Genomic DNA, 11,044 nt, shown 5'->3' on the forward strand with positions numbered 1-11,044 from the left:
TGCAATCCATTAAATTTGAATGGATTGCACGATACATCTAGGTTGTGTTTTTATTAATATGTTTTCCTCTCAAGTGTATATAAATAGGCGACAAGTATAGTGCTAAAACAATAGCTCGTCCAAACATTGCGAATCCCTCTTACATAATATGTAGTAATAAGCATGAAAGGGGAACTAGTATGTCTTGCTATTACTACTGTAAGTATTGTAAAGAGTATAAAAAGAAACAGCATGATTGTTGTAAGAGCACGAGTAAGTGTAATGACAACGAGGAGAAGCTTGTTAGGGCATCTGCATTTAGAGCTAGAAATACGGTGAATCAAACGGTTCCTGCCAATACTTTTGTAAAGGTATTGTTCCAAAATGAACAATTTGATTTAGCAAATGAGTATAATCCAGTAACGTCTATTTTTATTCCGAAGACTAGAGGAGTTTACTCTATTATTGGAACGATTGGTTTCTTTCCAAACGATCCTAGCTTAAATTATAGAGCTCGTGTAGAAATTCGTGTAAATGGAAACGCAGCAATAGCTATAGATAATGACTTTTTCGGTCCAATAGGTTTTGGAAATGTAGTAAGTGTTTCGACGATTATTCAATTGAATGAAGGAGATCAAGTTGAGGTTTATGCACAAAGTAGCATAGACGGAGTTTTAAGTCCTTCAGAAGACGGCTCACATTTTGAAGCTGCAAGATTCCCTTCTCCAATTAAATAAAGTCGAGTAAACAAAAGAGAAAGAATAATCCTCACCAAGATGGTGGGGATATTTTATTCTATTGAAAATAGTAACAGTTTGTCCAAGCTATTCTAATCTATATTGCATAGTATGTAATAATAAATTTAAAGGGGGACTTACTACGTCTTATTATTACTGTAAGTATTGTAAAGATTACAAAAAGAAAAGTCACGATTGTTTTAGAAAAAATAGTCAATGTGATAGAAAGTATGTACAAGTGAATTGTTGTGATGATAAGAAAGAAAAGCTTGTAAGGGCGTCTGCATTTAGAGCTGTTAATACAATGAATCAACCTGTTCCGGAAAATACTTCAGTTAAAGTATTATTTCAAAATGAACAGTTTGATTTAGCGAATGAATATAATGCAGCAACATCTATTTTTATTCCGAAGACTAAAGGGGTATATAGTGTATTAGGGAATATAACATTCTCTCCAAATGATTTTAATGTAAATTACAGAGCTAGAGTAGAAATTCGTGTGAATGGAAATCCAGCAATAGCAATTGATAATGATTTCTTTGGGACCGGTGTATTTTTTAACAATGATGTTTCAGTAACGTCTATTCTTCAATTAGAAGCAGGGGATTCAGTTGAAGTTTTTGCTGAGAGTAGTGTTGCTGGAGTAATTGTTCAAAATGTTAATGGTTTGAATACGGTTCATTTTGAAGCTGCAAGATTTCCTTCACCAATAAAATAACGAAGAGAATATATTACTTTTCAGTAGGTTTAGTTAATCCCCTTTACCAAATGGTGGGGGATTATTATTGTTTTTCTAAAATATATAAGTAAATAGGTTAAATATAGTTTGTTTCAGGAGAATTTCACATGCTAGGATGTAAGGTTAAAAGTGCTAGCTTATTATGAGTATTAGATATTCTGCAGGTAATAAAAAGCGTACAACGAAACGAGTAACATGGTTGTGAAAGTTCTTAGGCATTATATTTGCTAGTCGTCTTATGGAATAGAAAAGACATCTTATTTTATAAATACATAAAGGGCCGTATAATTACGGGCGTTTTCTTTACTATATAGAAATTACATATTTAACATAGGTTTGTGTAGGTATTGCTATTGTATAGAAAGGAAAAATATTAAGACGATTACACTATATAAAAATAAAATAAATCCTAAGATGAGTAGTATTGGATACAACTTGAACATATTTGACCTCCTTGAGTATATAAAGAATTTTAATACATTTATGGTCAATTTAGAAGGGGAATATATTAATGAAAGATGATTGAATCAATATACTAATTTAACAGTGTAGTGAATGTATAATAAATAAAGGAGTATTGTTGATTACACATTGATTAAATTGTTTATAAGCAGCAGGTAGGTTGATTGCCCGTGAAATATAAAAGTGAGCAGGTTTATGTGTACAGAATGAGAGGTAAATAAAAAAAGAGCATACATAAAAAGTACGCTCTAAAGAAAGATAGGTTTTATGAGTGGATAATCTCCATACGATAATATATGCTCGACTAATAAAAACGTGTAAAAAATCAATAGATTATCAATGGAATAGCATGAAATGAGTAATGTTGGTCTATTACCAAAGTCGCGAAGCTAACCGAATTGTAAGGAGTATGAATAAAACGGATTAACAACTGGATAATGATTGTACTTCAGTTTCAAATTTCTTATAGTTTGGATATTGCGTAATAGTTTGGCACTTAGGTGTGGAAAGTTGATTAATTATAGAAACATTTGTAATTACCTCGTTACAAGGGCCGAAAAATGTAATTTTTAGTTTTGAATTGGGTGGAACTTTGACCACGATAGGTTTTTTTTCCATGAAATCAGCTCCTAAGACGCAGTATTGTATACTGCGTTTTTTGTTGAGTTTGTAAAGGCGTATTAATATATAATATGAAATTTTTAGTTGAGTTGATAATGATATGGAGATTAATGGTGTGATTAGATTATGAAAAACTAGTAGAAACTTAATTAAAAGATCGTATATTTTGAAAAAAATATAGATTTTCTTTATTTATATTATAGATAGCTAGTATTAGGCATAAGGGGCTTTCAATAAGACAAGCTTTGAATATGATATTAAAAAGGGGATGAATTGTAGTGGGGTATATTATCGATATTTCAAAATGGAATGGAACTATTGATTGGGATATTGCAGCATCTCGGCTAGATTTAGTTATTGCTAGAGTTCAAGATGGCTCGAATACGGTAGATTTTATGTATCAAAATTATGTGAATGAAATGAAGAAACGCAGTATTCCATTTGGTAATTATGCATTTTGTCGTTTTATATCTATTGCTGATGCAAGGAAAGAGGCACAAGATTTTTGGAGTCGTGGCGATAAATCTGCTAAGTTTTGGGTGGTGGACGTAGAAATTCAAACGATGATGGATATGCAAGGGGGAACACAAGCGTTTATAGATGAATTACGCCGTTTAGGTGCGAAAAAAGTAGGACTATACGTGGGGCATCACACGTATGTATCATTTGGAGCACGTAATATTGAAGTTGATTTTGTATGGATTCCTCGTTATGGAGGAAATAAGCCAGCATATCCGTGTGATATTTGGCAATATACTGATGCGGGAAATGTTCCTGGTATTGGGAAATGTGATTTAAATCAATTAATAGGAAATAAGTCGCTTTCTTGGTTTATAGGTTCGGACCAAGTAAATCAATCTATTCAATTTAACAAAGAGAATATACAGCAATCAAAGGGTATTGGTATTGCAGTTTCAAAATATCCTGATGGATATGGCATAAACGTATATGAAAATCCTACGAATCCTCAGTTTACAGGTACAATCACTCAAAAAAATCCATATTTAGTCTTACATGGTTATTGGGAAGACGCAGATAAAGATATGATTTGCTTAGGCAATGATAAACAGTGGGTATATGTAAAACATTTTGATGTAGAATGGTTTTATGCAGTTTCAAAATATCCTGTTGGGTATGGAGTGAATTATTATGCAGAGCCTGAATGTATAAATTATAAAGGAAATATTGATGGATCAAAATCTTTTCGTGTGTGGGGAAGAGCCAAAAATGCGGTAGATATCGGGCAAAATAATTGGATACTGGAAGAACATGTAACTATTAAGAATCTATAGGAATACGTAAAGGGTCATTTTACTGATAAATAGTAAGATGACCTTTAATATTTGAACAAAAAAGAACAAGATACATAGTTTATTCAAATGAAATGAATTACATGTGGAAAACACATTGTTAACACAAGTACATTGTATAGTTATTCTTATATAATAATAAAAGTGAGGTATTTTGAATTGAAAAAGAAAAAGCTATTTTTAGGAACAATTATTTCATGCGTAGTATTGGCATTATCGGCATGTGGTTCCTCAGACAATGTAGTAACATCAAAAGTAGGAAATGTTACAGAGAAAGAGTTAAGTAAAGAATTAAGACAAAAATATGGGGAAAGTACTTTATACCAAATGGTGTTAAGTAAGGCGTTGCTAGATAAATATAAAGTTTCAGATGAGGAAGCAAAAAAACAAGTAGAAGAAGCAAAAGATAAAATGGGTGACAACTTCAAATCGACTTTAGAGCAAGTTGGATTGAAAAATGAAGATGAATTAAAAGAAAAAATGAAGCCAGAAATCGCATTTGAGAAAGCGATTAAAGCGACTGTCACAGAAAAAGATGTAAAAGATAACTATAAACCAGAAATGAAGGTAAGTCACATTTTAGTGAAAGATGAAAAGACTGCTAAAGAAGTGAAAGAGAAAGTAAATAATGGAGAAGATTTTGCAGCTTTAGCGAAGCAATACTCAGAGGATACTGGTTCAAAAGAACAAGGCGGAGAAATAGCTGGTTTTGCTCCAGGGCAAACGGTGAAAGAATTTGAAGAAGCTGCATATAAATTAGATGCAGGACAAATAAGTGATCCGGTAAAAACAACTTACGGTTACCATATTATTAAAGTGACAGATAAAAAAGAATTGAAGCCATTTGATGAAGTGAAAGATAATATTCGTAAAGATTTAGAACAGCAAAGACTACAAGACACGACAGGTAAATGGAAGCAACAAGTAGTCAATGATTTATTGAAAGATGCTGATATTAAGGTGAATAATAAAGAATTTAAAAATACATTTGAATTTCTAGAAAAGAAATAATGATTGTAATTAGAAAAGGGAACCTATATAGGTTCCCTTTTCTAGTTAGTGTGTGTGTTATAAATAGATAGTAAGACAATATAATATTACATTTAAATATTAAGAATTACAATGGGAATTTATGTATTTTTTTAAAATTGGAATGATCAATGCTTCATAGAATGTTGATATTATAATGTTTCGTTTGCTTAATTTCATTCCACTATTTGCATGTAGTCTGATTGGCGCGGGCCAATTAAAACCTGAAGTGATTTAAGTTTTTCTTTATTGAAGTGGATAAACATAATTTGCAGAATGAAACATACAATAGTATTGAAAAAATATTGATGTTAAATGAAGTGAAAAGCAGAGCATTCTACTAAAAAAGGATGTTCTTTTTAGTATGAAATTTTTAGAATAAAGAAAGAATGCTTTTAAACGAATTACTTAATAGATAAATATATTATGTAGGAGGAGAAAATATGAAAGTAATTTTTCAGAGAGAAGGCGGAGGGAAGGTTTTTGAATCGCATGATGAAGATATAAGTAACTTATTAGCTATTTTAAAAGAAACGAAAGGGATCAAGATTGGGATGGTTGAGTATGAAGTATTAAAATACGAATTAGAGTATTTTCGTAACCCAAAAAAAGCAGTAACAGAGAGGGAGTTACATATAATAGTACAACCAAAATATATGTAATAATAAGGGGCAATTATTTATAAATAGTTTTATACATTATGTACGAAAAGAGAGTGTTTAAATTGCTCTCTTTTCATAAAAATTCATAAGGAATGAATTGTGGTTCGTTATAAATCCCTTAAATTTTGTGAGTTCGTTCTTTATAATATATGCTTTCATTTATAGTTGGCTAATAAACTTGAAAAATTAAAACTTTTTAGTTTATGCAGGGATTTTATATTCGAGTAGATAAATGTTCATATAAAGTATTTTGTATACGAATATTGGAGGAGTAAAAATGAGTTTAGCAAGTTATATAGGGTGCAATGTATAAATTCCGTTAACGGATCCAGATTCTAATGATGCAATTGTTTTTGGATCGTACTTTTTAGATGAGAGTATGCTTGAAATTGTACAAGAGTTTCAATTTCAAACAAGTTACACGTATGAAGTTTCAACGAGCTGGGGCATTGAACTTGTTGAGTGGCAAAGTGAAAAGGAGAAGAAAGAAGCTAAAAAAAGCTATTAGCTTTATGCTCGATTATGGAAAGTTATTTAAATGAGGGGACTATTTTGAATTATTCAGTTGTTGGGTTGGTGATGAAGATCAGGAACGAGTGGGAGAATTAAAATTAAAAATAAATCATTTTAATATAGATGAGATTTGTATTCCGGAAAGAACGATTGTCAGGATAGAAAAGTAAATATAGAAATATACGTTATTAGAAAAAGCGACTTCACTTTGTATGAAGTCGCTTTTTCTGTTGATATGTGAACGGCCTATTATATAAGAAGTGAAAAGCTCACTTGATGAAGAAAAAATAAATGATGGATAAAAATATAATATAAATCATTCCAAAAGAACGTAGGTTCGTGTATAATTAGAACGAACGTTCTTGTATGTGTAGATAGTATACGAATAAGAAATAAAGTGAAACTTTAATTAGTTGGGTGTTCATCGTCCGTTATTTATTAGCTTTCACCAATTAAGCGTTTACGGGCAGTTGATTTTTGTCTTACCTTCTCGCATATAGCGGATTTTGAGGTAGGAGCTTCACTACCTGTTAATGCCGGATAAATATGAGCCTAGCATTATGAAAGAATAGTTGAGTACCATTATGTGTGAAATTGAATGGATAAATGATCAAGGAGATAAAGAAATGAATGATGTAAAGGTGCAGAAAATAGAAAGAGAATGGGTTCCATTTACAGTAATGTCCGAACAGTTGTTAAGTTTGCGAAAGGTTATTGGAGAGAAGTTTAAAGTACAAAAACCGCTCTTAACAAACGAAGCAAAAGAGAGAATTTCTGATAAATTATTAACGTCATTATTGTCTGAGAAAGAAATATTGGTGACATATTTTGAAGATGGTTACATCCTTACAAGTTATATGACAGTAGTGCATATAAACCCGCTAAAGCGCATTGTAATATGTACGGACGCATTTTATAAAACTTACGTATTTAATACTACAGATATTATTGAAATAACGTAAAGGAAGCTGAAATTTAAATTTTAGCTTTTTATTTTTGTTAAATGAGGAACAGAAAAAATGAAACGAAAAAGCAGCTAGCTTCATACTAGCTGCTAAGCCCCAGGGAAAGGGAGAAAAAGATAGGGTACTCCAAAAATCAATAATAGCTGTGTAACAGCCTGATTATAGTATAGACAAATTTATTATTCCTAAACAGTACGATGAAAAAAATAGGACTAAGCTGTACCTACTTGGTTTTGATCTGCAAGGTCAGAATCAAACGTATTAGTCGCGCTCACGCCATTAAAAGTATTAACAACAAAACCAACATTTGAAGCACCAGATCCATTATAAGCCTTCGTATTTTCTTTCGGAGAAACATTGTAGAAATCGCCTAAATTAAATGAACCGTTACTATTTTGTACAACTAAATTCCCTACAACTGAGGGCATAGTTTTCACCCGCTTTACAATCATTTGTTAACACTACTATATGGTCTTATAGTCCAAATGGTTCATGTAACAAAAATTGTGGAATAGTAAAACGTTTGAAGTGTAGCTTAATCCTACAATAAAAGTATGTTAAAATTAATGTAAGGTCGATTAATTTTAAAAAACAATTGTATAATTAATATATGCGAAATCAAAGGAGGCAAAATGTAATGAATAATGTTATAAAAAAAGTAGATTTAACAGATGCAAAATCAAGTAATCTTGTTGCACTTATTTATAGCAATGAAGTTATTTTGGTTGAAGAAGCATTTTGTCCAAATGAAATAAAATTAAAGTTAAATGAAATTGCAATTTTATCGGCTATTAAAACAGCACATATAATGAAAGTAACCATCAGAAAAGAACTGGAAGCAATTTTTCATGACACTGGTGTCTTATTTGTGAAGCATAGTGTTGATTATGGTAACAGTCAATCTATCACTATGCATTTTGAACAATTCAAAAAGTTGCAAAATGAGATTGAGAATTTAAATAAAAGTATGTAATAAGAATAGATGAAGAAGCATTCATAGAGGTGAACTGTTCTATGTTGAAAAAATGGTTTGAAATTTTTGGGGATGAATCCCGCTGTAAACATAAATATAGTTTTATTAAGATGCAGGATAATGAAGATTTTAAAACTGGTAAGTTAGGTGTAGCTTATATGTATCGATGTGAGAAGTGCGGGAAAGAGAAGCTGAAATATAAAAGCAATAACGAAATAAATAATGATTTTTTTGATATATAAGCAAGAGTAACTGTTATGGTTACTCTTTTTGCTTACATAAAAACTCCTACTAAAGTATGAAATGAGTTGATACTTTAGTAAATGGCTGAATGAAAAGGGAGAGTGTAAAATTTTATAAAGGAGGAGAGGTACATGCAACGAAACGAAACTGGAAAAATTGTAATGATTACAGGAGTGACGCAAGGATTAGGTCGTGCAATGGTTGATCGATTTCATGAATTGGGATGGAATATATATGGCTGTGGACGTTCCAAAGATAAAATTGAAGAATTGAAAAAATATTACGGTAATATACATGATTTTCAAATAATCGATGTTTCAGACTCCCAGCAAGTAAGTAGTTGGGCAAATTATATACTTCATAGAAATAGAGCACCAGATTTGTTAATAAATAATGCGTCGATTGTTAATAAAAATGGGCCACTGTGGAAAGTAACCGCTCAAGAATTCGAAAATATAATGAATGTAAACGTAAATGGTGTAGTAAATGTAATTAGGGCATTTGTCCCAGCGATGGTAGCTAGGAAAGAAGGAATGATTATTAATATGAGTTCTAGTTGGGGCAGAGAGGGAGAAGCTGAGCTTGCGCCATATTGTGCCTCAAAGTTTGCAATTGAAGGTATCACGAAATCTATGGCACTTGAATTACCCTCTGGTATGGCTGTTGTTGCTTTAGATCCGGGCGGAAGTATCAGGACCTCAATGCTGTATTCATGTGCACCACAGTATGTAAATGAATCACCCACACCTGAAATGTGGTCACATCATGCGATTCAATATATATTAAATATAACAATAGATAAAAATGGAGCTTCATTGACATGCCCAGAATGTATGTAAATATATTTTGAATTGTATACCTATCTTTTAATTAGCATATTTTCAGTGATATACGCTTTGTCTAAAAAAAGTACCTTAAAGGTGCTTTTTTGTATGATTAACACATTTTAGAATTCACAAAATTACATATAGAAAATAAATATGAAATAAAGGATGTCATTTGTGTATGGCGAAAAAAGCACTAGAAAATTTCTAAATAGGTGATAAAAATGAATCCAAGCGGTTTAAAAGTGACAGGAGCATGGTTTCAAGTAGGAGGAAATCTTACTGCGGCTATTGGGACGACAAGAGGATTTATTGGAGAAGAGAAAGTTGAATCAGATCTTGTAATTGTAGGAAGCTCATTACAAGCCCTCGGTTATATATTACAAATAATAGCGAGTAATGATACCGGAGATGAAGCTGAAAGAGAAAATCAAAATATGTGTTTGGAGAATAAAAGTGAAATGCTCGATAAAATGGGCATTGAATTATTAGCATTAGGGAATATGTCAAATGTAATAGGAACATATTTTAATATAAATAAACAATTGAAAGAGAATGATTATCTCATAATTGTCGGGAACAGTTTACAATCGATTGGAGCTTTTTTAGGAGTAGAAGCAGCTTTGCTTCAGATGAAAGCAATACAGAGAATTATAATACTAGGTAATTCTTTGCAAAGTTTAGGTGCTGGACTTCAAGCGTATCAAGGTATTATTAATGTATCAAAGAACGAAATAGAAAATGAAGGCAGTATGGTTGATAAAAAGAATGAGAAGATAATAGCACTCATTGGTATTTGGATACAAGCAATAGGAACTATTATTTCTGCAATTGGATTAACTATAATAGAGGAAGAAGAAAAATTAGAAAAAATAAATATATGAAAATACACATTTGATAAAGGAAGGGGGATTTCAATTTTACATACGTGGTAAGATTGAAGTAGTAGGTTTTTAGGCATTTGAATAGAATATATAAGAGTAGAAAAGTTTTTCATGCTTAATTGGAATGTATGAAATATAAAAATAATTGGTTTTGTGAGCGTATGAAAAGAAGAGAGATAAAAAATACAAAACAAGGAGTTTTCAAGAGATGATGTATTTATTGGCAATTCTACTACCACCAGTAGCCGTATTATTTTGTGGAAAACCATTTCAAGCAATAATTAACTTCCTATTAACATTAATATTTTGGGTTCCAGGAGTTATACATGCGATATTAGTTGTACATGATAAAAAAGCAGACCGGAGATTAAAAAAACAAATTCGAGCATATGATGAAATGAATAAGAGGGATAGAAGGTAGCTAAGTCGTGAAATGATTGTAAAAAGAAAGGGGGACTACCTCCTTTCTTTTTTTCATTCTGTTTAAGTTTAAATTTTAGTATAGCGGTAAGAATTTTTAATATAAGTATTGTGATAATTAGTTTTAGACTGTGCGCTTAATAAACCGGTGTAAATGTTTTCAGGCACGTTAAAGAAATCATACATTCCATTCTTTAATTGAATGCGTAAAATCATAGAAAAAGGATTATAGCCAACAGCAACAATATTTTTGGAACTCACGGGAGATAGCTTCATCATTATGCAACTCCTCACTTTTCATTTTTAATAATTTCTTGTAGATGTTGAGGTTGTAGTGTTGAAATCCTTATAATTAAAGAGATATTATACTTATATGCAATATATTAAATGTTCGTTATACGTAATGATAAGGAAGTTCACACGAAGTACATATCGTTGTGCTATTTTTATTTCACCTTTGATTTATAAATAAGAAAATATTGACCATTTGAAAAAAAGGTATATTATTTATACGAGGTATGAAAAATTCACTTTTTACATTCTATGCTTCAAGGGGCAGCATTATTAGGAAAAATAGAAGTGAAAATAGTTTGTATAAGAAGAATTTTAAAATTTATAATCTGTGAATTAGGAAAATATTGAATGCTCCAGGTCAATATACTTTCTTAATTAAATTCAGTTTA

At 31.2% G+C, this 11,044-nt stretch carries 15 protein-coding genes; 12 read left to right on the top strand and 3 right to left on the bottom strand.

Annotated features, from left to right (window positions below; genetic code table 11):
* Positions 1-179: 179 nt before the first annotated feature.
* Both ABH961_RS06530 and ABH961_RS06535 read left to right on the top strand, forming a co-directional pair.
* Entirely contained in the window at positions 180-716 is a 537-nt protein-coding gene (locus tag ABH961_RS06530) for a C1q-like domain-containing protein (protein WP_001278094.1), read from the top strand.
* Between the two features lie 106 nt (positions 717-822).
* Positions 823-1,434, top strand: coding sequence for a hypothetical protein (locus ABH961_RS06535; RefSeq protein ID WP_048546818.1), 612 nt, complete (start codon positions 823-825; stop codon positions 1,432-1,434).
* Positions 1,435-2,340: 906 nt separating this feature from the next.
* On the opposite strand, the gene ABH961_RS06540 is transcribed toward ABH961_RS06535, so the two are convergent.
* Positions 2,341-2,535 carry a hypothetical protein gene (locus tag ABH961_RS06540; protein WP_048546634.1) on the bottom strand — a complete coding sequence of 65 codons (195 nt, stop codon included), beginning with the start codon at positions 2,533-2,535 and terminating at the stop codon, positions 2,341-2,343.
* Between the two features lie 281 nt (positions 2,536-2,816).
* Between ABH961_RS06540 and ABH961_RS06545 the strand changes: the two genes are divergently transcribed.
* The 5 genes from ABH961_RS06545 (at position 2,817) to ABH961_RS06565 (ending at position 7,014) form a co-directional block, all read left to right on the top strand.
* Positions 2,817-3,830 carry a glycoside hydrolase family 25 protein gene (locus ABH961_RS06545; protein ID WP_098049336.1) on the top strand — a complete coding sequence of 338 codons (1,014 nt, stop codon included), beginning with the start codon at positions 2,817-2,819 and terminating at the stop codon, positions 3,828-3,830.
* 177 nt (positions 3,831-4,007) lie between these two features.
* Positions 4,008-4,859 (top strand): peptidylprolyl isomerase PrsA, encoded by an 852-nt coding sequence (locus ABH961_RS06550; protein ID WP_048546636.1) that lies wholly within the window; start codon positions 4,008-4,010, stop codon positions 4,857-4,859.
* Between the two features lie 461 nt (positions 4,860-5,320).
* Positions 5,321-5,539 carry a hypothetical protein gene (locus tag ABH961_RS06555; protein ID WP_048546639.1) on the top strand — a complete coding sequence of 73 codons (219 nt, stop codon included), beginning with the start codon at positions 5,321-5,323 and terminating at the stop codon, positions 5,537-5,539.
* A 313-nt stretch (positions 5,540-5,852) separates the two neighbouring features.
* Positions 5,853-6,047, top strand: coding sequence for a hypothetical protein (locus tag ABH961_RS06560; RefSeq protein WP_239660882.1), 195 nt, complete (start codon positions 5,853-5,855; stop codon positions 6,045-6,047).
* 631 nt (positions 6,048-6,678) lie between these two features.
* A complete protein-coding gene (locus tag ABH961_RS06565; protein ID WP_048546641.1) occupies positions 6,679-7,014 on the top strand; it encodes a YolD-like family protein in 336 nt (111 codons plus the stop codon).
* 215 nt (positions 7,015-7,229) lie between these two features.
* Here the strand turns inward: ABH961_RS06565 and gerPF are convergent, their stop codons facing one another.
* Positions 7,230-7,445: a spore germination protein GerPF gene (gene gerPF / locus ABH961_RS06570; RefSeq protein WP_001141565.1), complete on the bottom strand. Its 216-nt coding sequence runs from the start codon at positions 7,443-7,445 to the stop codon at positions 7,230-7,232.
* Between the two features lie 209 nt (positions 7,446-7,654).
* Between gerPF and ABH961_RS06575 the strand changes: the two genes are divergently transcribed.
* The 5 genes from ABH961_RS06575 to ABH961_RS06595 all read left to right on the top strand — a co-directional run bounded on the left by ABH961_RS06575 (position 7,655) and on the right by ABH961_RS06595 (position 10,362).
* On the top strand, positions 7,655-7,990 hold the full coding sequence (locus ABH961_RS06575) for a hypothetical protein (RefSeq protein ID WP_001066873.1): 336 nt from the start codon (positions 7,655-7,657) through the stop codon (positions 7,988-7,990).
* Positions 7,991-8,031: 41 nt separating this feature from the next.
* A complete protein-coding gene (locus ABH961_RS06580; protein WP_048546644.1) occupies positions 8,032-8,232 on the top strand; it encodes a hypothetical protein in 201 nt (66 codons plus the stop codon).
* Between the two features lie 132 nt (positions 8,233-8,364).
* Entirely contained in the window at positions 8,365-9,072 is a 708-nt protein-coding gene (locus ABH961_RS06585) for an SDR family oxidoreductase (RefSeq protein ID WP_048546646.1), read from the top strand.
* A gap of 209 nt (positions 9,073-9,281) precedes the next feature.
* On the top strand, positions 9,282-9,941 hold the full coding sequence (locus tag ABH961_RS06590; protein WP_098136898.1) for a DUF6944 family repetitive protein: 660 nt from the start codon (positions 9,282-9,284) through the stop codon (positions 9,939-9,941).
* Between the two features lie 208 nt (positions 9,942-10,149).
* Positions 10,150-10,362, top strand: coding sequence for a YqaE/Pmp3 family membrane protein (locus ABH961_RS06595; protein WP_046955724.1), 213 nt, complete (start codon positions 10,150-10,152; stop codon positions 10,360-10,362).
* 68 nt (positions 10,363-10,430) lie between these two features.
* Here ABH961_RS06595 and ABH961_RS06600 read toward each other — a convergent pair whose 3' ends face one another.
* Positions 10,431-10,640 (bottom strand): KTSC domain-containing protein, encoded by a 210-nt coding sequence (locus tag ABH961_RS06600; RefSeq protein WP_000977083.1) that lies wholly within the window; start codon positions 10,638-10,640, stop codon positions 10,431-10,433.
* Positions 10,641-11,044: the final 404 nt, after the last annotated feature.

It is taken from the genome of Bacillus sp. RC251 (genome assembly GCF_044908765.1).
In the GTDB taxonomy this organism is placed as follows: Bacteria; Bacillota; Bacilli; order Bacillales; family Bacillaceae_G; genus Bacillus_A; species Bacillus_A wiedmannii.